At 63.6% G+C, this 25167-nt stretch carries 19 protein-coding genes; 13 read left to right on the forward strand and 6 right to left on the reverse strand.

Features of this window, described 5'->3' with window-relative positions:
* Positions 1 to 62: 62 nt before the first annotated feature.
* The 5 genes from pimD (at position 63) to EDE08_RS28100 (ending at position 5268) form a co-directional block, all read left to right on the forward strand.
* Positions 63 to 1205, forward strand: coding sequence for a pimeloyl-CoA dehydrogenase small subunit (pimD, locus tag EDE08_RS28075; protein WP_131871990.1), 1143 nt, complete (start codon positions 63 to 65; stop codon positions 1203 to 1205).
* 139 nt (positions 1206 to 1344) lie between these two features.
* The gene (locus tag EDE08_RS28080; RefSeq protein WP_131871989.1) at positions 1345 to 2118 is read left to right on the forward strand and encodes an SDR family NAD(P)-dependent oxidoreductase; all 774 of its coding nucleotides are present in this window, start codon (positions 1345 to 1347) and stop codon (positions 2116 to 2118) included.
* A gap of 131 nt (positions 2119 to 2249) precedes the next feature.
* Positions 2250 to 2657, forward strand: coding sequence for an endonuclease domain-containing protein (locus EDE08_RS28085; protein WP_131871988.1), 408 nt, complete (start codon positions 2250 to 2252; stop codon positions 2655 to 2657).
* Between the two features lie 281 nt (positions 2658 to 2938).
* Entirely contained in the window at positions 2939 to 4444 is a 1506-nt protein-coding gene (gene glpK / locus EDE08_RS28095) for a glycerol kinase GlpK (protein WP_131871987.1), read from the forward strand.
* Between the two features lie 230 nt (positions 4445 to 4674).
* Positions 4675 to 5268, forward strand: a complete 594-nt coding sequence (locus EDE08_RS28100; protein ID WP_131871986.1) for a GNAT family N-acetyltransferase — start codon at positions 4675 to 4677, stop codon at positions 5266 to 5268.
* Positions 5269 to 5736: 468 nt separating this feature from the next.
* On the opposite strand, the gene EDE08_RS28110 is transcribed toward EDE08_RS28100, so the two are convergent.
* Complete coding sequence (locus EDE08_RS28110; RefSeq protein WP_131871985.1) at positions 5737 to 6564, reverse strand: DUF4365 domain-containing protein; 828 nt, start codon at positions 6562 to 6564, stop codon at positions 5737 to 5739.
* Between the two features lie 423 nt (positions 6565 to 6987).
* On the opposite strand from EDE08_RS28110, the gene EDE08_RS28115 reads away from it, so the two are divergent.
* On the forward strand, positions 6988 to 7617 hold the full coding sequence (locus EDE08_RS28115; RefSeq protein WP_131871984.1) for a glutathione S-transferase family protein: 630 nt from the start codon (positions 6988 to 6990) through the stop codon (positions 7615 to 7617).
* A gap of 389 nt (positions 7618 to 8006) precedes the next feature.
* Here EDE08_RS28115 and metH read toward each other — a convergent pair whose 3' ends face one another.
* Both metH and metF read right to left on the reverse strand, forming a co-directional pair.
* Positions 8007 to 11852 carry a methionine synthase gene (gene metH, locus EDE08_RS28120; protein WP_131871983.1) on the reverse strand — a complete coding sequence of 1282 codons (3846 nt, stop codon included), beginning with the start codon at positions 11850 to 11852 and terminating at the stop codon, positions 8007 to 8009.
* Between the two features lie 6 nt (positions 11853 to 11858).
* Positions 11859 to 12770 (reverse strand): methylenetetrahydrofolate reductase [NAD(P)H], encoded by a 912-nt coding sequence (metF, locus tag EDE08_RS28125; protein WP_131871982.1) that lies wholly within the window; start codon positions 12768 to 12770, stop codon positions 11859 to 11861.
* A gap of 375 nt (positions 12771 to 13145) precedes the next feature.
* Between metF and EDE08_RS28130 the strand changes: the two genes are divergently transcribed.
* Positions 13146 to 14162, forward strand: coding sequence for an LLM class flavin-dependent oxidoreductase (locus EDE08_RS28130; protein ID WP_131871981.1), 1017 nt, complete (start codon positions 13146 to 13148; stop codon positions 14160 to 14162).
* 87 nt (positions 14163 to 14249) lie between these two features.
* Here the strand turns inward: EDE08_RS28130 and EDE08_RS28135 are convergent, their stop codons facing one another.
* Positions 14250 to 15107, reverse strand: coding sequence for a prephenate dehydratase (locus tag EDE08_RS28135; protein WP_061880998.1), 858 nt, complete (start codon positions 15105 to 15107; stop codon positions 14250 to 14252).
* A 21-nt stretch (positions 15108 to 15128) separates the two neighbouring features.
* Positions 15129 to 15869, reverse strand: a complete 741-nt coding sequence (locus EDE08_RS28140; RefSeq protein WP_131871980.1) for a 3-deoxy-manno-octulosonate cytidylyltransferase — start codon at positions 15867 to 15869, stop codon at positions 15129 to 15131.
* 233 nt (positions 15870 to 16102) lie between these two features.
* Between EDE08_RS28140 and EDE08_RS28145 the strand changes: the two genes are divergently transcribed.
* From EDE08_RS28145 to EDE08_RS28170, 6 genes are all read left to right on the forward strand, one after another.
* Complete coding sequence (locus EDE08_RS28145) at positions 16103 to 16657, forward strand: c-type cytochrome (RefSeq protein WP_061880996.1); 555 nt, start codon at positions 16103 to 16105, stop codon at positions 16655 to 16657.
* Positions 16658 to 16869: 212 nt separating this feature from the next.
* Positions 16870 to 18771 (forward strand): extracellular solute-binding protein, encoded by a 1902-nt coding sequence (locus tag EDE08_RS28150; protein ID WP_131871979.1) that lies wholly within the window; start codon positions 16870 to 16872, stop codon positions 18769 to 18771.
* 14 nt (positions 18772 to 18785) lie between these two features.
* Positions 18786 to 20669: an extracellular solute-binding protein gene (locus EDE08_RS28155; protein WP_131871978.1), complete on the forward strand. Its 1884-nt coding sequence runs from the start codon at positions 18786 to 18788 to the stop codon at positions 20667 to 20669.
* A gap of 2 nt (positions 20670 to 20671) precedes the next feature.
* Positions 20672 to 21781, forward strand: a complete 1110-nt coding sequence (locus tag EDE08_RS28160; RefSeq protein WP_131871977.1) for a microcin C ABC transporter permease YejB — start codon at positions 20672 to 20674, stop codon at positions 21779 to 21781.
* On the forward strand, positions 21781 to 22959 hold the full coding sequence (locus EDE08_RS28165; protein ID WP_131871976.1) for an ABC transporter permease: 1179 nt from the start codon (positions 21781 to 21783) through the stop codon (positions 22957 to 22959). Before EDE08_RS28160 ends, EDE08_RS28165 begins: the two co-directional genes overlap by 1 nt.
* A gap of 4 nt (positions 22960 to 22963) precedes the next feature.
* Entirely contained in the window at positions 22964 to 24601 is a 1638-nt protein-coding gene (locus EDE08_RS28170; RefSeq protein ID WP_131871975.1) for an ABC transporter ATP-binding protein, read from the forward strand.
* Positions 24602 to 24727: 126 nt separating this feature from the next.
* On the opposite strand, the gene EDE08_RS28175 is transcribed toward EDE08_RS28170, so the two are convergent.
* On the reverse strand, positions 24728 to 25054 hold the full coding sequence (locus EDE08_RS28175; protein ID WP_131871974.1) for a BA14K family protein: 327 nt from the start codon (positions 25052 to 25054) through the stop codon (positions 24728 to 24730).
* Positions 25055 to 25167: the final 113 nt, after the last annotated feature.

The following is a 25167-nucleotide window of genomic DNA, read 5'->3' on the forward strand; positions in this document are numbered from 1 at the left end:
TCGCGCTGCGCGCGCCCCGGGATGACGAAGCCAGATAATTTCGGGTACGAGGAACGAATAAAATGGATTTTGATCTGTCCGAGGAGCAACGGCTTCTCAAGGAAAGCATCGACGGCCTGCTGACCGATTCCTACGATTTCGAGCAGCGCAAGAAGTACATGGCGGAGAAGGGCGGCTGGAGCAAAGCGGTCTGGCTCAAGCTCGCCGAGCAGGGCCTGCTCGGCCTGCCCTTCGCTGAGGCCGATGGCGGCTTCGGCGGCGGCGGCGTCGAGACCATGATCGTGATGGAGGCGCTCGGCAAGGCTCTGGTGCTGGAGCCTTATCTCGCCACGGTCGTGATCGGCGGCGGCTTCCTGCGCCATGCCGGCACCGATGCGCAGAAGGCGGCGCACGTGCCTTCGATCATCGACGGCAGCAAGACGCTCGCCTTCGCCCAGCTCGAGAAGAACTCGCGCTACGATCTGTTCGACGTCTCGACGACCGCGAAGAAGAAGGGCGATGCTTACGTCATCGACGGCGAGAAGTTCGTCGTGCTCAACGGCGAGAGCGCCGACACGTTGATCGTCACCGCGCGCACCAAGGGCGATCGCCGTGACAAAAGCGGCATCGGCGTGTTCCTGGTGCCCGCGAATGCCAAGGGCGTCGGCAGGAAGGGCTATCCGACCCAGGACGGCCTGCACGCCGCCGACATCACCTTCACCGGCGTCGAGGTCGGTCCGGACGCCGTGATCGGCAATCCCGAGGATTCCCTCGCGCTGATCGAGCGCGTGGTGGACGAAGCCCGCGTCGCGCTCTGCGCCGAGGCGGTCGGCCTGATGGACGAATCGCTCAAGACCACGGTCGAGTACATCAAGACGCGCAAGCAGTTCGGCGTCGCGATCGGCTCGTTCCAGTCGCTCCAGCACCGCGCCTCCGACATGTTCGTCGCCGCCGAGCAGGCGCGCTCGATGTCGATGTTCGCGACCATGGCCGGTGATTTCGAGGACGCCAGGGAGCGCACGAATGCGATCGCCGCGGCCAAGGTGCAGATCGGCAAGTCGCTGAAATTCGTCGGGCAACAGTCGATCCAGCTCCACGGTGGCATCGGCATGACCATGGAGGCCAGGATCGGCCACTACTTCAAGCGCCTCACCATGATCGAGAACACGTTCGGCGACACCGACTACCACCAGCGCCGCGTCGCCGATGCGGGCGGGTTGATCTAGCCGTCGCATTGCGAGGCGGCATCCGCACAAAGATCGTCATGCCCGGGCTTGTCCCGGGCATCCACGTCTTGCCGGCAGGTAAGAACATGGATGGCCGGGACGGGCCCGGCCATGACGGAAACAGGGAGCTCAAACAAAAATGAAAAACACCCCGTTCGATCTCACCGGCAAGGTCGCCGTGGTCACAGGCTCCAGCCGCGGCATCGGCCGCTCCTCCGCCGAGCTCCTGGCGAAGCTCGGCGCCAAGGTCGTGGTCTCCTCTCGCAAGGCCGAGGCCTGCAAGGAGGTCGCCGATGGCATCAACGCGTCGGGCGGCGAGGCAACCGTCATTCCCTGCAACATCGCGCGCAAGAACGAGGTCGAGGCGCTGATCGCGGGTGCCACGAAGCACTACGGTAAGGTCGACATCCTCGTCTGCAACGCCGCGGTGAATCCCTATTACGGCCCGCTCCTCGATATTACCGATGAAGCCTTCGACAAGATCATGGGCTCGAACGTCAAGAGCAACATCTGGCTCTCCGCGCTGGCGATCCCGCAAATGGCCGAGCGCGGCAACGGCTCCGTGATCATCATCTCCTCGATCGGGGGCCTACGCGGCTCCACCGTGATCGGCGCCTACGGCATCTCGAAAGCCGCCGATTTCGCGCTGTGCCGTTCGCTCGCGGGCGAATGGGGCCCGAAGGGCGTCCGGGTCAACTGCATCGCGCCCGGCCTCGTCAAGACCGATTTCGCCCGCGCGCTGTGGGAAGACGAAGCCAACCTCAAGCGCCGCACCGCCACCACCCCGCTGCGCCGCATCGGCGAGCCCGACGAAATCGCCGGCGCCGTCGCCTACCTCGCCTCCGACGCCTCGAGCTTCATGACCGGCCAGACCATCGTCATCGACGGCGGCGTGACGACGGCCGCGGTGTAGGCGCTGCACCACTTGCAATTGTGCCGCGCGCACGCTTCACTTCACCCTCCCCTGGAGGGGTCCGGGACGAGCGTAGCTCGCCCGTGGGTCGCTCGCGCGAAGCGCGAGCGGGGTGGGGTGAAGCCACGCAAATGGTCTCGACATCAATCCGACGCGCTGCCGCGAAGAAGCTGAGAGAGAACACCACACCGCACGAGCGGATGTTGTGGCGTGCTCTCAAAGACCTTCCCATGGACGGCTCGCACTTCCGTCGCCAAGCACCAATTGGTCCTTACGTTGTCGACTTCTTCTGCCCGGCGAAGCGCCTCATCATCGAGCTCGATGGCGGCCACCACAACGAAGACGCCACGGCCGCACGCGATCTCGAACGCCAACGCTGGCTCGAGAACGAAGGCTATCGCGTCATCCGCTTCTGGAATTCGGAGATCAACGCCGACCTCACCGCGGTCCTCGAACGCATCTATGTCGAGCTCTACGGATCGCGCGAAGCGGAAACCATGCGCCTCCAGCACCGCCGCAACCGGAAAACGCCAACCTGAACTCAGGAGCACGCTTTCTTACCCTCCCCTGGAGGGGGAGGGTCGATCGCGCGCAGCGCGAGCGGGGTGGGGTGATCTCTCTACTCGGGCAGTGTTGGATGTGGCGAGACCGTCACCCCACCCCGGATCACATTCCGCTTCGCTGCATGTGATCCGACCCTCCCCCTCCAGGGGAGGTAAGAAAGCGCCTGCCGCGTACGCCTTGACCTCTTGCCGGCAATCCCGTTTTCTCTAGCTCAATCAACGTGCCCCGCCGGGGAACAACGCCAGGATACGCCGACATGTCTTTCGTCCTCGCCATCGACCAGGGCACCACCTCCTCGCGCGCGATCGTGTTTCGCGGCGATATTTCCATTGCTGCCAAAGCGCAGCAGGAATTTCCGCAGCACTTTCCAGCCTCGGGCTGGGTCGAGCACGAGCCGGAGGACATCTGGACCTCGACCGTGATGGTCTGCCGCGAGGCGATCGAGCACGCCGGCATCAGCGCAAAGGACATCGCTGCGATCGGCATCACCAACCAGCGCGAGACCACCGTGGTGTGGGACCGTGCCACCGGCCAGGCCGTGCACCGCGCCATCGTCTGGCAGGACCGCCGCACCGCCGACATCTGCGCGAAACTGAAAGCCGACGGCCGCGAGCCGGTGATCTCTGAGAAGACCGGCCTGATCATCGATCCCTATTTCTCCGGCACCAAGGTCGCCTGGATCCTCGATCACGTCCCCGGTGCGCGCGCCCGCGCCGCGCGCGGCGAACTCATGTTCGGCACCGTCGATTGCTACCTGCTCTGGCGCCTCACCGGCGGCAAGGTGCACGCCACCGACGCCACCAACGCCTCGCGCACGCTGCTGTTCAACATCCACACCGGCCAGTGGGACGACGAGCTGCTGGAGATCATCGGCGTGCCGCGCTCGATGCTGCCCGAGGTGAAGGATTCCTCCGCCCGGTTCGGCGAGAGCACGCCCGATTTGTTCGGCGGCGCGATCGCGATCTCGGGAATTGCCGGCGACCAGCAGGCCGCCACCATCGGCCAGGCCTGCTTCCGCCCGGGCATGATGAAGTCCACCTACGGCACCGGCTGCTTTGCCTTGCTCAACACCGGCACCACGCCTGTCGTCTCCAAGAACAAGCTGCTCACCACTGTGGCCTACCAGCTCGACGGAAAACGCACCTATGCGCTCGAAGGCTCGATCTTCGTCGCGGGCTCGGCGGTGCAATGGCTGCGTGACGGCCTCGGCATCATCAAGCACGCCGCCGAGACAGGGCCGCTTGCCGATCAATCCGACTCCATGCAGAGCGTCTATCTCGTCCCCGCCTTCGTCGGCATGGGCGCGCCCTACTGGAATCCGCGCGTGCGCGGCGCGCTGTTCGGCCTCACCCGCAACACCGGCCCCGCCGAGCTGGCGCACGCCGCGCTGGAGAGCGTCTGCTACCAGACCTACGACCTCTGGGCCGCGATGCGCGCGGACTGGCCGAGCTCGGAAACCGCCAGCGTCGTGCTCCGCGTCGACGGCGGCATGACCGCCTCCGACTGGACCATGCAGCGCCTCGCCGATCTGCTCGACGCCCCGGTCGACCGCCCCGTGATCCAGGAGACCACGGCCTTAGGGGCCGCCTATCTCGCCGGCCTCAACGCCGGCGTCTATCCCGAGCCGACCAAATTCGCCGACAATTGGCGTCTCGAGCACCGCTTCAAGCCGAACATGAGCCAGGCGACACGCGAGCGGAAGCTCGCCGGCTGGGCGCGCGCGGTGAAAGGCGTGCTCGCGAGCGACGAGGGGGAGGGGTAGGCGCGACCGCCAAGACCCTCCCGCTCAGACCGACGTGACGAGGCGCATCCGCAAGCAAGCTGTCGTCCCGGCGAACGCCGGGACCCATACTCCGCAGCAGATTTTGTCAACGGGACACGTCGTTCCAACGCGCAAACCAATCTACACTCGTGGTTATGGGTCCCGGCGTTCGCCGGGACGACACCGATTGTATGGCCGCCGCTTGGGCCTGAGCTGAACGAGCAAGCCCCATGATCCTTCCCGACGGCTACTCCGACGTCCCCGCCGGCAAGATCGCCGCGGTCGTCACCCATCTGGAGATGACTGCACCTCCCGCGCGCCGCGCCGATCCCCCCGGCACCTGGACCCTGCGCAAGGTCGATGCCCCCGCGCTTCCTTGGTACCGCGATCTCTTCCGCCGCGTCGGCGAGGAGTGGCTGTGGTTCTCGCGACCACGCATGAGCGACGCCGAACTCGCCGCAACCATCCACGCGCCCGGCATCGAGGTCTATGCCCTGGTCGCCGACGGCTGCGACGAAGGCTTGCTCGAGCTCGACTTCCGCGAGCCCGGCCAGTGCGAGCTGGTCTATTTCGGCGTTACCGCGCGCTTGATCGGCACAGGCGCCGCCCGCTTCCTGATGAATCGCGCGCTGGAGCGCGCCTGGTCGCGCGATATCCGCCGCGTCTGGGTCCACACCTGCACGTTCGACCACCCCTCCGCCGTTGCCTTCTACCAGCGCTCCGGCTTCCGCCCCTTCCGCCGCCAGATCGAGGTGGCGGATGATCCGCGGCTCGACGGAACGGCACAGCGGACGGCGGCGAAGCACGTGCCGATCATCGAATAGAACACGCCTGCCTCAGCGTCGTCATTGCGAGCAGCCCTTGCGACGAAGCAACCCAGACTGTCTCCGCGAAAAGATGCTGGATTGCTGAGGATGGCGACCTGGTCGAGGACGGCGTCTGCGGATTGCCGAAAAGCTCGGCGTCAGCGCCCCCCCCCCCCTTGAGCGAGCACATGCGGGCGCTGACGGCAGCCAAGCTGGTGCGCGCCAAGCGGATCAAGCATGGACGATGTACAGGCGCAACGAGACCGCGATCGCCGCGATCAAGCGCTCGATCCGGTATGGTCTTTGAGCGCGAGGCGGTCGCGGGTCGTTGCAGCCTGCGCAATGCTCCCTTTCCGAGATTCTTGTTGCGTGGTGCCGAGCTGGCGAGTGACGAGGGATAATAGCCAGGCCTGCAAAGGCCAGTGTCCAATCCGCGTATCCAGCTGGTCGAAAAATCGAAAGACCACGTACGCTCCGCACAATAGTTCAATTCATCGAAGCCATGTCACGCCACCGTCGAACGCTCATAACGTCAAATCGTTCGCCTTTGAAAACGATCTGCCGGACCACTTTCCTTCCTCCGTCGCTTTCTCGCCGCAAGTACTCCCGAATGTCCATCCAGCGACTTTCACCCTCCGCACTACGAATTACCAGTAACACAGGAAAAGGTTGGCTTCGCCAATAGTCGGCATGGCGCGGTTTTTCGATCTTGAATATTTCGGCGCCGTCCTTCTTGCGAATCTTGAGAAAAGAGTTCCCAGACTTCAATTGCAGGTAAACTATCTTACCGGTAGCCTCCCCTTCATCCGACTTGAATTCGACTTCCATATCAATTCCGTGATCACTAACATTCTTTTCTCTGCAGATTTGACCAGCTAAAGCAACAGTCGAAATAACGTCGCCAACAAGAGCGCGCTCTTTGCTTTCGCTATCCAATACAATTGTCGCCTCTTGTTGCAGGTCTTGAACGGCCTTTTGAATCTTCGGACTTGCAAAGCACTGCTCTAGTTCGTCCCACAGCGGCACACGATCTTCGCATTCGGCACACACAATGGTTGGAGAGCCAGCCTTCCTTTTTCCTGCTTCTCCCGTTTGGCCGTTCACCCACTGATCCAGTCGTCGCATTGCCACATCGCGGTTCTCTACGGAGGTTCCGCAATGGGGGCACACATAGTACCGAAATCGCGCAACTTCCGTTGCCGTCTGTGAGAGGTGCTCGTGTACGTATTTGCTGAAGATGATCTTCTCTTCTAATGAGATGGTTGGATCAAAATATACTTCTATCTCGCCAACCCCTTCTGAGCGCCGCATCATTTTCAATCCAAGTTGTTTGTCGGTGAGCGTCTTGAAGTCGGCAGCGTTGCGCCAAAGACGATCCTGAGAAAATGCCTTTGTGTGATGCAGCCGAACAACGAGAGTAGCGTAAATAGGCGTTCAGCAATCAAGCGTACGATTGGCTTATCTTTTGAGCTGTGGCTTAAGAACACATCATACTCAAAATCGAATGGAGTTGGCATATCGCCTTCCTTGCAGTACTGTCGGAGTAGAGAAAAGTCACGATACAATCGTGACTTGTCAATGCAAGGCGCCTGGGAAGTTGTTCGATTGTTCTTTGGTCAAAACAGAGATCATCAAACGCCTCTTCCGCGTGGCCAAACCGTCGAACTGCCTGCGAGAGTTGAGCGCGTTCCGTGAAGCGCTGCAATCTGTGATTGATCCGCTAGAAGAGCGAGAACCATGTTCCTGATCGGCCAATATGATTCCCCCTTCGTCCGCCGCGTCGCGATTGCGCTGCAGTTCTACGGGCTCGCTTTCGAGCACAGGCCGTGGTCGACCTTCGGCGATGCCGACAAGATCGCGCCGTACAATCCGCTGCGCCGGGTGCCGACGCTGGTGCTCGACGACGGCGAGGCGCTGATCGAGAGCATGATCATCCTCGACTATCTCGACGACCTCGTCGGCGAGGCAAAGGCGATGCTACCGCGCGGCGGCGCCGAGCGGCGCAGGCATTTGCGCATCTGCGCGCTCGCCTCCGGCCTCGGCGACAAGGCGGTGAGCCTGCTCTACGAGCGCGTGCTGCGGAAGGAGCAGCTCGCGCTGTGGGTCGAACGCTGCCAGGCGCAGATCGGCGACGTTCTGAAGGTGCTTGAGGCCGAGCGCGCCAAGGTGACGACGCCGTATTGGCTGGGCGGCCGCATCGGCCATGCCGACGTCGCCGTCGCCTGCGTCGTCCGCTTCACCCGCGAGGCGCATCCGCAGCTGTTCGATGCGTCACGCTATCCGGCGCTGGCGGCGCATGCCGAGCGCTGTGAGGCACTGGCTCCGTTCAAGGAGATCGTGCAGCCGCTGGCCCCGCCGAAGGGGTGAGGCCTCTTACCCTCCCCTGGAGGGGGAGGGTCGATCGCGCGCAGCGCGAGCGGGGTGGGGTGATCTCTCCGCACGGGCAGTGCCTGCGCGGACAGACCGTCACCCCACCTCGGTCCGCATTCCGCTTCGCTGCATGCGAACCGATCCACGGGCGAGCTATGCTTGTCCCGGACCCTCCAGGGGAGGATGGGCACCGTGCATGTGGGAGGGTTACAGGATACATCCGCCGCCTTTGCGTCACCGCGCGTGACAACCCCATGATCCCATAATACCCCTGTTTTGCCCGACGCCGCAACCGCGCTTTCGGTAAGACCGAAAAGGTCAAGCCTTTTCAACCCCATCGCTACTGTGCATGGGGTTGTTTTCGCAGTTCTTGTTTGGAGACGCGGCTAACCCACCCCCGCGCGCTTCTTCTGCCAGACGAGGTGCACCGCGCAGGTGCAGCCCGGAGGATGCGAGGCGAGGTCTTTCGGCATCTCGTCGTTCGCCGGCTTTGCCGCGAAGGACTTGTCCTGCTGGGACGGGATGTAGTTCAGCACCGGCGCGAGCCAGCGCTCGGTCTCCGCCACCGTCATGCCCTTGCGCGCCGCGTAGTCCTCGACCTGGTCGCGCTCGATCTTGCCGACGCCGAAATAATAGCTCTCGGGGTTCGCGAAATAGAGCCCTGATACGGAGGAGCCCGGCCACATCGCAAAGCTCTCGGTCAGCTTCACGCCGGCCGTGGCCTCGGCATCGAGCAATTCGAACAGCGTCGCCTTCTCGGTGTGATCGGGTTGGGCGGGATAGCCGGGCGCGGGGCGGATGCCCTGATATTTCTCCAGGATCAGCTCCTCGCTGGAGAGCGCCTCGTCCGGCGCATAGGCCCAGAACTCGCGGCGCACACGGGCATGCATGCGTTCGGCGAAGGCTTCGGCGAGGCGGTCGGCCAGCGCCTTGCACAGGATCGAGGAGTAGTCGTCGTTCGCCATCTTGAAGCGGTCGGCAACGGCATCCTCGCCGATCCCGGCGGTGACGACGAAGCCGCCGATATAGTCGGGCACGCCCGCGGGCGCGATGAAGTCGGCGAGCGCGGCGTTGAAGCGGCCCTCGCGCTTCTCGAGCTGCTGGCGCAGCGTGTGCAGCGTCGCAATTGGCTTGGTCCGGCTCTCGTCGGCATAGAGCACGATGTCGTCGCCTTGCGCATTCGCCGGCCAGAAGCCGATCGTCGCGCGGGCCCGGAACCATTTCTCCTTCACGATGGTGTCGAGCATCTTGCGCGCATCGTCATAGAGCGAGCGCGCGACCTCGCCGACCTTGGAATCGTCGAGGATGGCGGGGAAGCGGCCCGCGAGCTCCCAGGTCTGGAAGAACGGCGTCCAGTCGATGTAGGGCACGAGCTCGGCGAGATCGTATTCGTCAAAACTCTTGATGCCGAGGAAGGTCGGCTTCACCGGCTTGCTCTTGGAGAAGTCGACCGGCACGCGGTTGGCGCGGGCGTCAGTCAGCTTCAGGCGCTTCTTGTCCGCCTGCGCGCGCAGATGCGCCTCCGAGATCCTGGCGTATTCGGCCCGCACCTCGGCGGCGTAGGCCTCGCGCTTCTCGGGCGAGAGCAGCGAGGACGCGACGCCGACCGCGCGGCTGGCGTCGTTGACGTGCACGACGGGACCGGCGCGATAGCTCGGATCGATCTTCACGGCGGTATGCACGCGGCTAGTGGTGGCGCCGCCGATCAGCAGCGGCAGCTTGAGGCCTTCGCGCTGCAGTTCGCCGGCGAAGAACGCCATCTCGTCGAGCGAGGGCGTGATCAGGCCTGATAGCCCGACGATGTCGGCCTTCTCCGCCTTCACGGTCTCGACGATCTTGGCGGCCGGCACCATCACGCCGAGATCGATGACCTCGAAATTGTTGCACTGAAGCACGATGCCGACGATGTTCTTGCCGATGTCGTGGACGTCGCCCTTCACCGTCGCAAGCACGATCTTGCCGGCGGACGAGGAGCCCTCCGTGCCGATGCCGTTCGCGAGGTTGCGCGCCTTCTCCTCCTCCATGAAGGGCATGAGGTAGGCAACCGCCTGCTTCATGACGCGCGCGGACTTCACCACCTGCGGCAGGAACATCTTGCCGTCGCCGAAGAGGTCGCCGACCACGTTCATGCCGGCCATCAGCGGCCCCTCGATCACGTCCAGCGGACGCGAGGAGTTCTTGCGGGCTTCCTCGGTGTCCTGCTCGATGAATTCGGTGATGCCGTGCACCAGCGAATGCGACAGCCGCTTCGCCACCGGCCATTCGCGCCAGGCGAGATCGGCTTCCCTGCTTTCGGTCTTCTTGCCGCGGAATTTTTCGGCGAGCGCCAGGAGGCGTTCGGACGCGCCGGGGTCGCGATTGAGGACGACGTCCTCGCAGGTCTGGCGCAGCTCCGGATCGATGTCGTCGTAGACGATCATCTGCCCGGCATTGACGATGCCCATGTCCATGCCGGCCTTGATGGCGTGATACAGGAACACCGAGTGCATGGCCTCGCGCACCGGCTCGTTGCCGCGGAACGAGAACGAGAGATTCGAGACGCCGCCGGAGACATGCGCGCCGGGCAGGTTCTGCCGGATCCAGCGCGTCGCCTCGATGAAGTCGACGCCGTAATTGTTGTGCTCCTCGATGCCGGTCGCGATCGCGAAGATGTTCGGATCGAAGATGATGTCCTCGGGCGGTAAGCCGACGCGGCCCACCAGGATGTCGTAGGCGCGCTTGCAGATCTCGGTCTTGCGCGCGAACGTGTCAGCCTGGCCGGCCTCGTCGAACGCCATCACCACCACGGCCGCGCCGTGGCGGCGCGCGATCCGCGCCTCGTGGATGAACTTCTCCTCGCCTTCCTTCATCGAGATCGAGTTGACGACCGGCTTGCCCTGAACGCATTTCAGGCCGGCCTCGATCACCGAGAATTTCGAGGAGTCGACCATGACGGGGACGCGGGCGATGTCGGGCTCGGCGGCGACGAGGTTGAGGAAGGTCACCATCGCGGCTTCGGAGTCGAGCAGGCCCTCGTCCATGTTGACGTCGATGATCTGCGCGCCGTTCTCGACCTGGTCGCGCGCGACCTGCAGCGCGGCGGTGTAGTCGCCGGCGGTGATCAGCTTGCGGAAGCGGGCCGAGCCCGTGACGTTGGTGCGCTCGCCGACGTTCACGAACGGGATTGCGTCGGTCAGCATGAACGGCTCGAGGCCGGAGAGCCTTAAGCGAGGTTCGATCGCCGGCACGGTGCGCGGCTTGTGCGGGGCGACGCTGGCTGCGATCGCCGCGATATGGTCCGGCGTGGTGCCGCAGCAGCCGCCGACGATGTTGACGAGGCCGTCGCGGGCAAACTCGCCGATCAGGCGCGCCATGTATTCCGGCGTCTCGTCATACTGGCCGAACTCGTTGGGCAGGCCGGCATTGGGATAAGCGCAGACCAGCGTGTCGGCGACGCGGCCGATATCGGCGATATGCGCGCGCAGGTCCTCGGCGCCGAGCGCGCAGTTGAAGCCGATGGTGATGGGTTTTGCGTGCCGCACCGAGTTCCAGAACGCTTCCGGCATCTGCCCCGACAGCAGGCGGCCGGACTTGTCGGTGATGGTGCCCGACACCATCACGGGCACGTCGATGCCGAGTTCTTCGGTGATCTCGGCGATCGCATAGAGCGCCGCCTTGGCGTTGAGCGTGTCGAAGATGGTCTCGACCAGCAAGAGGTCGACGCCGCCGTCGATCAGCCCGCGGATCTGCTCGCCATAGGACTTGCGCAGATCGTCGAAGGTGACGGCGCGGTAGCCGGGATTGGAGACGTCCGGCGAGATCGAGGCGGTGCGGTTGGTGGGGCCGATGGCGCCGGCGACGAAGCGCGGCTTGCCGTCTTCGGCTTCGACGCGCCGTGCGGCATTGCCGGCGAGGCGGGCGCCTTCGCGCGCCATCTCGTGGACGATGTCGGTGAGGTCGTAATCGGCCTGCGCGATCGAGGTCGTGGAGAAGGTGTTGGTCGCGACGATGTCGGCGCCGGCGCGCAAATAGGCGGCGTGGATGTCCTCGATCGCCTGCGGCTGGGTCAGGATCAAGAGGTCGTTGTTGCCGCGCAGGTCGCGATGGAAATTCCTGAAGCGCTCGCCGCGGAAGGCGGCCTCGTCGAGCTGGAGATTCTGGATCATCGTGCCCATGGCGCCGTCGAGCACGAGAATGCGTTCGCGCGCGGCGTCGAGGAGGGCGGTTCGCTTGGAGGATACGGGTACGGTCATCTGATCTCACGCAGCCTTCTGGGCGGTCCTGGCGCGAATGCCGAGCAAATGGCTGATCGCGAATACGAGGTCGGCGCGGTTCATGGTGTAGAAGTGGAAGGTGTCGACGCCGTGCTTGGCGAGCTTCTGCACCTGGCCGGCCGCGACGGTCGCGGCCACCAGCTTGCGCGTCTCGGCATCGTCGTCGAGGCCGTCGAATTTCGCGGCGAACCAGTCCGGCACGGTGGTGCCGGCGCGGGTGACGAAATTGCGCGCCTGCTTGAAATTGTGCATGGGCATGATGCCCGGCACGATCGGGATGTCGATGCCGCGGGCGCGGACGCGGTCGCGGTAGCGGAAGTAGAGGTCGTTGTCGAAGAACACCTGGGTGATCGCGCGCGCCGCACCCGCATCGACCTTGGCCTTGAGCGTGTCGATGTCGGCGTCGAAGTCGCGCGCCTCGGGGTGCTTCTCGGGATAGGCCGACACGCTGACTTCGATGTCGCCGTGCCGCTTCTTGATTCCGGCGACGAGGTCGGCCGAGCTCTGGTAGCCGTCGGGATGGCTCGCATAGGGCGTGCCGATGCCGCCGACGGGATCACCGCGCAAGGCCACGATGTGGCGGACGCCGACCTCGTGATAGCGGTCGACGATCTCGTCGATCTCGCCGCGCGAGGCGCCGACGCAGGTCAGATGCGCGGCGGGCAGCAGCGCGGTCTCCTTCAGGATGCGCGCGATGGTCGAATGGGTGCGCTCTCGGGTCGAGCCGCCGGCGCCATAGGTCACCGAGACGAATTTCGGCTCGAGCGGGGCGAGCCGCTTGATGGTGTCCCAGAGATTACGCTCCATCTCCTCGGTCTTGGGCGGAAAGAACTCGAACGAGATCGCAGGCCGCTTCAGGTGCCCGTCGGCGGTCGCAGGCGTCGTCACGTCAGTCATGGCACCACTCGCTCCAATTTCCGCCGGCCGCGGGGTCTAGCTTGGGAGGGCCTAAGATAGGGCAAAGGCAGTTTGGCCGACAGCCCATCGATGATGGGAAATGGCCCACTGGAGCCTGTAAAATGTGAAATTCGATACCAGTCCGCCTTTGTTGTGGGAGGGCGATCGATTCGCATAACACACTGTATTATAAGAAATTTATTAGATTTAAATGCCTTCAAAATCTCAATCTGGCCGGTGGGCACGATGAAGTTACCGCGTTACGTAGGTAATCTGTCCCAACAGGCATCTTCCGCGACGACCCGCCCGTCCGTACCCTCTGACCTGCGCAGCCTGCCATTGCCGCCGCACGGCCCTTCGTTAGGGTAATGCGCCATGATCCCGCTCTCAGTCCTCGACCTCTCCGTAGTTACGACAGGCACCAAGCCCGCCGCGGCGCTGCGCAACAGCATCGACCTGGCGCGCCATGTCGACGGACTCGGCTATCTCCGCTACTGGCTCGCCGAGCATCACAACCTCGCTTCCGTCGCGAGTCCCGCGCCCGACGTCATGATCGGGCAGATCGCAGCGGTGACGAAGCACATCCGCGTCGGGTCCGGCGGCGTGATGCTGCCCAACCACGCGCCGCTGGTGGTGGCCGAGCGCTTCAAGATGCTGGAGGCGCTGTTTCCCGGCCGGATCGATCTCGGCCTCGGCCGCGCGCCGGGCACCGATGGTGCGACGGCCTACGCGTTGCGCAGCCGGCTCGATCGGCGCGAGGGCGACGATTTCCTGGAGCGCCTGCACGAGCTGATTCTGTGGGAGACCCGCGAATTCCCTGCAGGACACCCCTACAACAACGTCGTCGTGATGCCCGACGACACCAGGTTGCCGCCGATCTGGTTGCTCGGCTCCAGCGATTATTCCTCGGAACTGGCCGCTCAAGTCGGCATGGGCTTCGCCTTCGCCCATCATTTCGCCACCCACGACGCGATCGATGCGATGGTCCATTACCGCAATCGTTTTCAGCCCTCGGCCTGGCGTGCGAGTCCGCATGCCATTCTCGCGGTTGCCGTCATTGCGGCTGATACCGACGAGGAGGCGGAGAGGCTCGCCTCGTCCTTCGACCTCAACCGGTTGCGCCGTGACCGCGGTCAATATCTGCCGCTGCCGAGCGTCGAGGAGGCGATCGCCTATCCGTATACGGACGCCGAGCGCACCTCGATCCTGCGCAACCGCTCGCGCCTGTTCGTCGGCAGCCCCGCGACGGTGCAGAAGAAGCTTCAGCCGCTGATCTACACCAGCAAGCCGGACGAGCTGATGGTGATCACCGCTGTGTACGACCACGAGGCGCGCAAGAAATCGTATTCGCTGCTGGCGGAGGCGTTCGGATTGGTGAAGCAGGCGGAATAGTTACCGTTATTCCGGGGCGATGCATCGCATCGAACCCGGAATCTCGAGGTTCCGGGTTCGCGCTACGTGCGCCCCGGAACGACGCTATCAGTCCTGCGTCTCGCTGAACGTCGCGCGGAACGGATGTCCCGGATACACGCCGACGATGCGGAATTCGCGCGAGAAGAATTTAAGCTCCTCGATCGCGAAGGCGAGACCCTTGTCGTCGGGGTGGCCGTCGACGTCGGCATAGAACTGCGTGGCGAAGAAGTTGCCGTCGACCATGTAGCTCTCGAGCTTGGTCATGTTGACGCCGTTGGTCGCAAAGCCACCGAGCGCCTTGTAGAGTGCGGCCGGCAAATTGCGCACCCGGAACACAAAAGTGGTGACCAGCGGGCCCGCGCCTTGGGGCGCCCATTTCGGCTCGCGTGCCAGCACCACGAAGCGGGTGGTGTTGTGCGCCTCGTCCTCGATGTCCTCGGCGAGAATGTCGAGGCCGTAGATCTTTGCGGCGAGGCGCGATGCGATCGCGGCCACGGTCTTGTCCTTGCGCTCGGAGATGTCGCGGGCGCTGCCGGCGGTATCGGCGTGAACGATCGGCTTGATGCCCAGCTTGCGGATGATGCGCCGGCACTGGCCGAGCGCGTGCACATGGCTCTCGACGCTCTTGATGTCTTCGAGCCTGGTCCCCTTCACCGCCATCAGCTGGTGCCGGACCGGCAAGAACCATTCGCCGATGATGAAGAGGCCCGACGCCGGCAGCAAATGATGGATGTCGGCGACGCGGCCGGCGACCGAGTTCTCGATCGGGATCATGCCGAGCTCGGCTTCGCCCGACGAGATCGCCGACAGCGCATCCTCGAAGGTGGCGCAGGGCATCGGTTCGGCCTCGGGATAGGCCTCGACGATGGCGATGTGGGAATTTGCTCCGGGTTCGCCCTGGAATGCGATCTTCATCTTGCTCATGATCGGCCTTGTAACAGCGGCTCAGGATTTGGAAAGGATGCTGCGCGCAGTTTCGAGGTCCGCCGGCGTATCGACACCGCGGGGCACGGTATCGACGATGGTGAAATCGATGCGCATTCCGGCCTCGAGCGCCCGGAGCTGCTCGAGCTTCTCCTGCAATTCCAGCGGAGACGGCGGAAGCGAAACGTAGCGCTCCAGCGCGGCGCGGCGAAAGGCATAGAGGCCGATATGGTGGTAACGTGGTCCGTCGCCGGTCGGGGCGGTCGCGCGGGTGAAATAAAGTGCGCGCATCCGCCTGCCGCCAACCGAGGTTCCGATCGCCTTCACCACGCTTGGGGCGAGATCCTCTTCCTCGGTGTGGATCTGCGAGGCCAGCGTCGCGATGTCCACGGCCGGGTCTTGCAGCGGCGGCAGCACCTCGCGGATGTTGTCGATCGTAATGGTCGGAAAATCCCCCTGGACATTGACCACGATCTCGGCCTTGCCCTCGGTATCGAGCTTCTGCATGGCCTCGTGGATGCGGTCGGAGCCCGACGGGTGGTCGGAGCGGGTCATCACGGCCTCGCCGCCATGGGCGGTGACGACCGAGGCGATCTCGGGCGTGTCGGTGGCCACCGCGACCCGGCCGATGGCGGCGGCTTCGGCCCGGCGCAGCACATGCACGATCATCGGCAATCCCGCGATGTCGGCGAGCGGCTTGCCGGGCAGGCGGGTGGCGGCCATGCGGGCCGGGATCAGCACCAGGATGCGGGGATCGATCATTGGGTTCAAAGGTCTGGGGGCAAGAGCTTGGGAACGGGGCGTTTTCCGCGCCGAGAAATGGAGTGGGACGGGCTGAAAGCCGGCTCGCTTATACGGGTTGCCAGACCCCGGGCAAACCGATATCTCAATGGCAAAACTCGGGGAAACAATAAGGAATGTTTTGATTCTCCCGAGGCTCGTCCTGGCGGCCGCTTGGGCCGCTGTTTCCTTCTTGCGGTGGGGCCTGGCCGGAAATGGACTCTTTCGAACTCAACAAGATTCTCGGTGCCGTGCTCGGCACCTGTCTCTTTCTGCTGGTGACGAGCTTCACCGCGAGTGCGCTGTTCTCCCCCAAGATGCCGGAAAAGCCCGGCTTCGAGATCGCCGTGAAGGAAGATGCCGGCCACGGCAAGGAAGGCGCCGCTGCTGCCGCACCGTCCGAGCCGATCGAGAAGCTGCTCCAGACCGCCTCCGTCGAGAAGGGCGCGGCGGCCGCCAAGAAGTGCGGCGCCTGCCATACGTTCGAGAAAGGCGGCCCGAATCGGGTCGGTCCGAACCTCTATGGCGTCGTCGGCGAGCCAAAGGGCCAGGGCCGTGGTGGTTTCAACTTCTCGGCCGCCATGAAGGCCAAGGGTGGCGACTGGACGTTCGACGATCTCAACAAATTCATCGCCAATCCTAAGGGCTTCATTCCCGGCACCGCGATGGGCTTCGCCGGCATCCAGAAGGATTCCGAGCGCGCCGACGTCATTGCCTATCTGAATTCGCTGTCGGAACATCCGCAGCCGTTGCCAACGGCCTCCAAATAAGGCCGCCGGAACGCATCTTGGAATGAGCGGCCAGGCTGAAATGCCTGGCCGTTTGCTTATCCAGGCCTCGCGGCCAGTTTATCGGGGCGTTTGGCCGCATCCGATCGGCCGCCCGGCCTCCAAGATGAGGAAAAAGCAACACATATTCGGTCGAAACCTCGTCTATATTAGGAACTTAAAGGAGTAGCCTCCTTCAAGACAGGGATGTTGATTTGGCCATCACCCGACGCGATCTTCTGCTCACCGGCACTGCGGCCGCAGCGCTTCCCGTTTTCGGTTCCGTGGCGGGCGTTCCCGTCGTCGGCGCGGCCGAGGCGCAGTCTTCCAATGAATTGCCTTGGCGCCATGCGCTGTCCCTGTTCGGAAAGGTCAAGTACCCCGCCGACTTCAAGCGCTTCGACTACGTCAATCCGGACGCGCCCAAAGGCGGCGTCGCGCGCCAGATCGCTGTCGGCACATTCGACAATTTCAACATCGTCGTATCAGGTGTGAAGGGGCAGGTCGCCGGTGCCGTCGCCTTCATCTACGAATCCCTCACCACGCCCTCGCTTGACGAGGTCTCGACCGAATACGGCGCGCTGGCCGAAGCAGTCAGCCACCCGGACGATTTCTCCTTCGTCATTTATCGTTTGCGGCCGCAGGCGAAATGGCATGACGGCAAGTCCGTCACGCCGGAGGACGTGATCTTCTCGCTCGATTCCTTCAAGAAGCACCATCCGATGTATTCGGCGTACTACAGCCATGTCGTGAAGGCCGAGAAGGTCGGCGAGCGCGAGGTGAAGTTCGTATTCGACGCGCCGGGCAATCGCGAATTGCCGCAGATCGTAGGACAACTTACGGTCTTGCCGAAGCATTGGTGGGAGGGGACGGACGCGCAAGGCCGCAAGCGCGATGTCTCCGCCACCACGCTCGAAGTGCCGCTCGGTTCGGGGCCCTACAAGGTCAAGGAGTTCGTAGCAGGACGGTCGATCGCGCTGGAGCGCGTCAAGGATTATTGGGGCCGCGACCTCCCCGCCAATGTTGGCCGCAGCAATTTCGACGAGCTGCGCTACGAATATTTCCGAGACGCCACGGTCGCGATCGAGGCCTTCAAGGCCGATCAGGTCGATTGGCGCACCGAGAACAGCGCCAAGAGCTGGGCGACGGCCTACGACTTCCCGGCCGTGAGCGAAAAGCGCGTGATCCTAGAGGAATTCGTCAATCGCAGCTCGGGCGTGATGCAGGCCTTCGTGCCGAACCTGCGACGCGCCAAATTCAGCGACCCCCGCGTGCGTCGTGCGCTCAACTACGCCTTCGACTTCGAGGAGATGAACAAGCAGATCTTCTTTGGTCAGTACAAGCGTATCAGTAGCTATTTCGACGGCATCGAGGAGCTCATGGCGACTGGCTTGCCGCAGGGCAAGGAGCTCGAGATCCTCGAAACCGTCCGCGCCCAGGTCCCGCCCGAGGTCTTCACGACGCCCTACAGCAATCCGGTTGGCGGCAGCCCGGAGGCCGTCCGGGAGAATCTTCGCGAGGCGCTGCGTCTGTTCAAGGACGCCGGTTATGAGGTGCGCGACCGCAAGCTGATCGACGTCAAGACCGGCACCCAGTTCTCACTGGAGTTGCTGAACCAGGATCCGAGCTTCGAGCGGATCACGCTGTTCTACAAGCCGTCGCTGGAGCGGCTCGGCATTGCCGTCAGCGTGCGGACGGTCGATCCAACCCAGTACGAGAACAGGACCCGCGAGTGGGACTTCGATATCGTCACCAACTCATGGGGCGAGTCGCAGTCGCCGGGGAACGAGCAGCGCGAGTTCTGGTCGTCCAAGACGGCCGACATCGCCGGGTCGCGCAACATCGGCGGCATCAAGAATCCCGCGATCGACAAGTTGATCGAACGGGTGATCTACGCCACCGATCGCGACGATCTGGTGGCCGCAACCAAGGCGCTCGACCGCGTGCTGCTGTGGAATCACTACGTCGTGCCGCAGTGGACCTACAACAAGGTGCGCACGGCGCGCTGGGATCGCTTCGGCCGGCCGGCGGAATTGCCCAGATACGGTCAATCCGGCTTCCCGTTCATCTGGTGGTACGACGCAGACAAGGCGGCGCGGATCGCAAAGAAGTCGTGAAGGACATTCCCCGCATGACGCAGATGTCACGCCGCCATGTGCTTGCCTTGGGTGTTGGCGGCGCCCTCGGGGCGTCCATTGGTGCGCCGTTGCGCAGTGGGTGTGCATCGGAAGCGGGGACCGACGCGCACGGCATCTCTGCGTTCGGCGATCTCAAATATCCCGCCGATTTCCACCATTTCGACTACGTCAATCCGTCTGCGCCGAAGGGCGGCACGTTCTCGCTCATCCCATCGACGAGGTCGTATAACCAGTCCTACCAGACCTTCAACTCGCTCAACGCCTACATCCTGAAGGGCGACGGCGCGCAAGGCATGGACATGACGTTTTCGCCGCTGATGGTGCGCGGCAGCGACGAGCCGGACGCGATGTACGGACTTGCCGCAAAATCCGTGCAGATATCGCCGGACAGGCTGGTCTATCGCTTCACGATGCGGCCGGAGGCGAGATTCCACGACGGCACCAAGCTCACCGCCCACGACGCGGCGTTCTCGCTGACGACGTTGAAGGCCAAGGGCCACCCGCTGATCATCGTGCAGATGCGTGATTTCGTGAACGCGGAAGTGATCGACGACGCGACGCTCGTCGTCACCTTCGCCAAGGGACGCGCCCGCGACGTGCCGCTCTATGTCGCCGGACTGCCGATCTTCTCGAAGGCCTATTATGCGTCCCGGCCGTTCGATGAATCGACGCTGGATATTCCGCTCGGCTCGGGTCCGTACAAGGTCGGCAGGTTCGAGGTCAATCGCTACATCGAATTCGAGCGGGTCAAGGATTGGTGGGCCGCCGATCTGCCGGTTTGCCGCGGCAGCTACAATTTCGACGTCGTGCGCTACGAGTTCTATCGCGACCGCGACGTCGCCTTCGAAGGTTTCACCGGCAAGAGCTATCTCTATCGGGAAGAATTCACCTCGCGCATATGGGCAACGCGCTACGACTTTCCGGCCGCGAAGGATGGCCGGGTCAAGATGGAGGTCGTGCCCGATGACACTCCGTCCGGAGCGCAAGGCTGGTTCATCAACACGCGACGCGAGAAATTCAGGGATCCTCGCGTGCGCGAGGCCCTGATCAACGCTTTCGATTTCGAATGGACCAACAAGACCATCATGTACGGCGCCTATGCCCGTACGGTCTCGCCATTCCAGAACTCGGACCTCATGGCAGGCAATGCGCCGCCTTCGCCGGAAGAGCTGAAATTGCTGGAGCCGTTTCGTGGCCAGGTTCCGGAAGACGTTTTCACGGCACCATTCACGCCGCCGGTCACGGACGGCTCCGGACAAGACCGCACCCTGTTGCGCAAGGCACAGCAACTGTTGAACGAGGCCGGCGTGCCGATCAAGGACGGCAAGCGGATGCTGCCAAATGGCGAGGTGTTCAAGATCGAGTTCCTGTTGGACGAACCCTCCTTCCAGCCGCATCATGCGCCCTACATCAAGAACCTCGGGACGCTCGGTATCGAAGCGAACGTGCGCCTCGTCGATGCGGTTCAATACAGGGCGCGTCAGGACGACTTCGATTTCGACATGACGATCCAGCGCTTCAGCATGTCCGCGACGCCGGGCGACGCCATGCGCTCGTTCTTCTCCTCGCAGGTCGCGAACACCAAGGGCTCGTACAATCTCGCGGGCATCGCCAACCCGGCCATCGACGCCATGATCGAGAAGATCATGTCGGCTGACACCCGCGAAGAGCTAACCGTCGCTTGCCGCGCTTTCGATCGGCTGTTCCGCGCCGGCCGCTATTGGGTGCCGCAATGGTACAACAAGACGCACCGGCTGGCCTATTGGGACCAGTTCGGCCATCCGCAGAAGCTGCCGCGTTATGCCAACGGCGTCGGCGCGCCCGACATCTGGTGGCATGAACCCGCCAAGGCGGCCAAGCTCGAGCAGGCAAAATAGCCATGAGCGCCTATATCGCCCGCCGGATCCTCCTGATGATCCCGACGCTGCTGGGAATCCTCTTCGTGTCCTTCGTCGTCGTGCAGTTCGCGCCGGGCGGCCCGGTCGAGCGCGTGATAGCGCAGCTCTCGGGCGCCGACACCGGCGGGACCTCCCGCATTTCGGGTGGCAGCGATTTTGCGCAGCGCGCGCCGGGGCAGGTCGGTGCCGGGGGCGACGCCATCAACTCCAAATATCGCGGTGCGCAGGGGCTCGATCCTGATTTCATCAAGAAGCTGGAGGTGCAGTTCGGCTTCGACAAGCCGGCACCGGAACGCTTCGCGCTGATGGTTTGGAATTTCGCCCGTTTCGATTTCGGCAAGAGTTACTTTCGCGATGTCAGCGTGATCCAGCTCATCAAGGAGAAGCTGCCGGTCTCGATCTCCCTCGGGATCTGGCTGACGCTGATCACCTATCTGATCTCGATCCCCCTCGGCATCCGCAAGGCGATGAACGACGGTACGCGCCTCGACACCTGGACATCAACCGTCCTCGTGCTCGGCTATGCCATTCCCGGATTCCTCTTCGCCATTCTTCTGATCATCCTGTTCGCCGGCGGCTCCTTCTTCAACTGGTTTCCGCTGCGCGGGTTGACGTCAGACGGATGGTCGGAGTTTCCCTGGTACTGGAAGATCATCGACTATTTCTGGCACCTGACGCTGCCGCTGATCGCCATGGGCCTCGGCGCGTTCACCACCATGACGTTCCTGACCAAGAACTCGTTCCTTGACGAGATCCGCAAGCAATACGTCATGACGGCGCGCGCCAAGGGCTGCAGCGAGAACCGGGTGCTGTACGGCCATGTCTTCCGCAATGCGATGTTGATCGTGATCGCCGGCTTCCCCGGGACTTTCATCCACGCCTTCTTTTCAGGCTCGCTTCTGATCGAGACCATCTTCTCGCTGGACGGGCTGGGGCTGCTCAGCTTCGAGAGCGTGCTCAACCGCGACTATCCCGTCGTGTTCGGCACGCTCTACATCTTTTCGCTGGTCGGTCTCGTGATCAACCTGATCTCCGACCTGACCTATATGTGGATCGACCCCCGGATCGATTTCGAGGCGCGGGAGGTCTGATGACGGTTACCGCGCCGATGCCGGTCGAGACCATAGCGAAGTCGCCGCTCGGCGATGCCGTGCCGATCACGCGTAAGCCGTTCGCGCCTTCGCCGCTCAACAGGCGGCGCTGGCAGAACTTCAAGGCCAACCGCCGCGGCTACTGGTCGTTCTGGCTCTTCATCGGCCTGTTCGTGGTGTCGCTGTTCGCCGAGCTGATCGCCAACGATCGGCCCTTCCTGATCAAGTTCGACGGCCGGCTCTATTGGCCGGCCTTCGTGACCTATTCGGAAACGACCTTCGGTGGCGATTTCGAGACGGCGGCCGACTATCGCGATCCCTACTTGCAGAAGCTCATCAAGGACAAGAACGGCACAATCATCTGGCCCCTGATCCGCTATTCCTACGATACTCACAATCTCGACCTGCCGACGCCGGCGCCGTCGCCGCCAACCTGGATGTTGACGGAGAAGCAGTGCCAGCCGGTGGTGGAGAAGAAGGGACTGAAGAGCTGCCGCGACCTCGAATATAACTGGCTCGGCACCGACGATCAGGGTCGCGACGTGGTGGCGCGGCTGATCTACGGCTTCCGCATCTCGGTGCTGTTCGGACTTTGCCTCACGATCGTCTCGTCCGTCATCGGCATCGCGGCGGGGGCGGTGCAGGGCTATTTCGGCGGGCGGGTCGACCTCATCTTCCAGCGCTTCATCGAGATCTGGACGGCGATTCCTTCGCTCTATCTTCTCCTGATCCTGTCCTCGGTCCTCGTGCCCGGTTTCTTCGTGCTGCTCGGCATCCTGCTGCTGTTTTCCTGGGTCTCGCTGGTCGGTCTGGTGCGGGCCGAGTTCCTGCGCGGGCGCAACTTCGAATATATCCAGGCGGCGCGGGCGCTCGGCGTCTCCAACCCGGTCATCATGTTCCGCCACCTGCTGCCGAACGCGATGGTCGCGACCATGACGTTCCTGCCCTTCATCGTGTCGAGCTCGGTGATGACGTTGACGGCGCTCGATTTCCTGGGCTTCGGCCTGCCGCCGGGATCGCCTTCGCTCGGCGAATTGCTGTCGCAGGCCAAGTCCAATGTGCAGGCGCCCTGGCTTGGCTTCTCCGGCTTCTTCTCGGTTGCGATCATGCTGTCGCTCCTGATCTTCATCGGCGAGGCCGTGCGCGACGCCTTCGATCCGCGCAAGACGTTCAGGTAAGGCCATGGACGCAATCAACCAGCCCCTGCTCAGCGTGCGTGACCTTTCGGTGGCCTTCCACCAGGGCGGCGCCACCACGCTCGCGGTCGACAAGGTCTCGTTCCAGATCAAGCGCGGCGAATGCGTGGCGCTGGTCGGCGAATCCGGCTCCGGCAAGTCGGTCAGCGCGCTCTCGATCCTGAAGCTGTTGCCCTATCCGAACGCGTCGCACCCCTCGGGCAGCATCCGCTTCAAGGGGCAGGAACTGATCGACCGGTCCGAGCAGAAGATGCGCGAGATCCGCGGCAGCGACATCTCCATCATCTTCCAGGAGCCGATGACCTCGCTCAATCCGCTGCACACGATCGAGGCGCAGATCGGCGAGATCATCCAGCTGCACAATCCGACCAGCAATGCGCAGGCGCGCAAGCGGACGCTGGAGTTGCTGACCCAGGTCGGCATCCCCGAGCCCGAGACGCGGCTGAAGAGCTATCCGCACCAGCTCTCCGGCGGCCAGCGCCAGCGCGTGATGATCGCGATGGCGCTTGCCAACGAGCCGGACCTTCTGATCGCGGACGAGCCGACGACGGCGCTCGACGTCACCGTGCAGGCGCAGATCCTGGCGCTGCTCGCCGAGATCCGTTCGCGGCTCGGCATGAGCCTGCTGTTCATTACCCACGATCTCGGCATCGTCCGCCGCATCGCCGACACCGTCTGCGTCATGAAGGGGGGCGTGGTCGTCGAGCAGGGACCGGTCGAGCAGGTCTTCAAAACCCCGAAACATCCCTATACGCGCGACCTGCTCGCGGCGGAGCCGAAGCCCGATCCGGCGCCGCCGCAGCCGGATGCGCCGGTGGTGATGTCGGCCGATGATCTCAAAGTCTGGTTTCCAATCAAGCGCGGCCTGATGCGCAAGACGGTCGGCCACATCAAGGCGGTCGATGGCGTCAGCGTCGCCGTGCGCAAGGGCGAGACGCTCGGGGTCGTCGGCGAATCAGGCTCGGGCAAGACCACGCTGGGTCTCGCCCTGCTGCGGCTGATCTCCTCGAACGGGCGCATCGTGTTCCTGGGAAAGGACATCCAGGGCCTGCGCTTCAAGGAGATGCGGCCCTTCCGGCGCGACATGCAGATCGTGTTCCAGGATCCATTCGGCTCGCTCAGCCCGCGCATGTCGGTGGCCGACATCATCGCCGAAGGTCTTTCCGTGCATCAGCCGAAGCTGTCGCGCGAGGAGCGCGAGGCGCGCGTCGTCAAGGCGCTGGAGGATGTCGGGCTCAATCCGGAGACGCGTTTCCGCTATCCGCATGAATTCTCCGGCGGCCAGCGCCAGCGCATCAGCATCGCGCGCGCGGTGGTGCTGGAGCCGGATTTCGTCGTGCTGGACGAGCCGACCAGCGCGCTCGACATGCTGTTCCAGGCGCAGATGGTCGACCTCTTGCGCGAGCTCCAGCGCAAGCGCGATCTCACCTACATGTTCATCTCGCACGATCTGCGCGTCGTCGCCTCGCTCGCCAGCCATCTCATCGTGATGCGCGGCGGCAAGGTGGTCGAGGAAGGCCAGGCCGCCGAGCTGTTCAAGAATCCGAAGACGGATTACACGCGCGCGCTGTTCGCGGCCGCGTTCCGGCTGGAGACGGCCGGGAATGGCTCGGTCGCGACGTAGCATTCGTCATTCTTGAAACTGCGACCTGTCCGTCGAGGGGCGAAGGCGAAATCCTCGGGAGGATTTGAGACGCCGCCTCAGCGTCGCCTCAAATCCTGCCACGGATGAAGGTCCGTATTCGCGGCGTTACCTGCAGAGATGACGGCGACGGTCTCGACCGATGTAGGTGCCCGTTGCCGGATCGTAGGATCGGTAGCGCTCCGCGCAAGCACGTGAGGCGGCGCCGTCAATGCGAGCCAGGGCGTTGTCCACGCTCCGCGAAGGAGCCGCGCCATCCGGCAACTCGAGGCCTATCCGACCTGCCGGCGTCAGTGTGCCATTCAGGTTGCGATTGGGGTACTCGGCCTCGTACGTATCCGGATGGCTGCTTGCAAAGCCAGACTGCGCGTAGGCGGTGCTTAAGGTCAGGCTCGACAGCAAGGCCGCGGCAGCGAGAATCTTCAGTCCAGTCATAGTCGATCTCCATCACCAGCCGGCGCGTCGTGCAGCCGGCGCGGTGAGATGTGGATCGACATGGTGCGGTCAACAAGCTCGTTGTGAGCCATATTTGCTGCCCGGCCCAATGC

It is taken from the genome of Bradyrhizobium sp. R2.2-H (assembly GCF_004346455.1).
GTDB lineage: Bacteria > Pseudomonadota > Alphaproteobacteria > Rhizobiales > Xanthobacteraceae > Bradyrhizobium > Bradyrhizobium diversitatis.

Bases quoted from the DNA above. Each gene is read 5' to 3' on its own strand.
- EDE08_RS28145 (WP_061880996.1), top strand. From the start codon at position 16,103: ATGGACTCTTTCGAACTCAACAAGATTCTCGGTGCCGTGCTCGGCACC.
- EDE08_RS28175 (WP_131871974.1), bottom strand. From the start codon at position 25,054: ATGACTGGACTGAAGATTCTCGCTGCCGCGGCCTTGCTGTCGAGCCTG.
- glpK (WP_131871987.1), top strand. From the start codon at position 2,939: ATGTCTTTCGTCCTCGCCATCGACCAGGGCACCACCTCCTCGCGCGCG.
- EDE08_RS28155 (WP_131871978.1), top strand. From the start codon at position 18,786: ATGACGCAGATGTCACGCCGCCATGTGCTTGCCTTGGGTGTTGGCGGC.
- EDE08_RS28140 (WP_131871980.1), bottom strand. From the start codon at position 15,869: ATGATCGATCCCCGCATCCTGGTGCTGATCCCGGCCCGCATGGCCGCC.
- EDE08_RS28115 (WP_131871984.1), top strand. From the start codon at position 6,988: ATGTTCCTGATCGGCCAATATGATTCCCCCTTCGTCCGCCGCGTCGCG.
- EDE08_RS28135 (WP_061880998.1), bottom strand. From the start codon at position 15,107: ATGAGCAAGATGAAGATCGCATTCCAGGGCGAACCCGGAGCAAATTCC.
- EDE08_RS28085 (WP_131871988.1), top strand. From the start codon at position 2,250: ATGGTCTCGACATCAATCCGACGCGCTGCCGCGAAGAAGCTGAGAGAG.
- EDE08_RS28080 (WP_131871989.1), top strand. From the start codon at position 1,345: ATGAAAAACACCCCGTTCGATCTCACCGGCAAGGTCGCCGTGGTCACA.
- EDE08_RS28160 (WP_131871977.1), top strand. From the start codon at position 20,672: ATGAGCGCCTATATCGCCCGCCGGATCCTCCTGATGATCCCGACGCTG.
- EDE08_RS28165 (WP_131871976.1), top strand. From the start codon at position 21,781: ATGACGGTTACCGCGCCGATGCCGGTCGAGACCATAGCGAAGTCGCCG.
- EDE08_RS28170 (WP_131871975.1), top strand. From the start codon at position 22,964: ATGGACGCAATCAACCAGCCCCTGCTCAGCGTGCGTGACCTTTCGGTG.
- pimD (WP_131871990.1), top strand. From the start codon at position 63: ATGGATTTTGATCTGTCCGAGGAGCAACGGCTTCTCAAGGAAAGCATC.
- metF (WP_131871982.1), bottom strand. From the start codon at position 12,770: ATGACTGACGTGACGACGCCTGCGACCGCCGACGGGCACCTGAAGCGG.
- EDE08_RS28100 (WP_131871986.1), top strand. From the start codon at position 4,675: ATGATCCTTCCCGACGGCTACTCCGACGTCCCCGCCGGCAAGATCGCC.
- metH (WP_131871983.1), bottom strand. From the start codon at position 11,852: ATGACCGTACCCGTATCCTCCAAGCGAACCGCCCTCCTCGACGCCGCG.
- EDE08_RS28130 (WP_131871981.1), top strand. From the start codon at position 13,146: ATGATCCCGCTCTCAGTCCTCGACCTCTCCGTAGTTACGACAGGCACC.
- EDE08_RS28110 (WP_131871985.1), bottom strand. From the start codon at position 6,564: ATGATGCGGCGCTCAGAAGGGGTTGGCGAGATAGAAGTATATTTTGAT.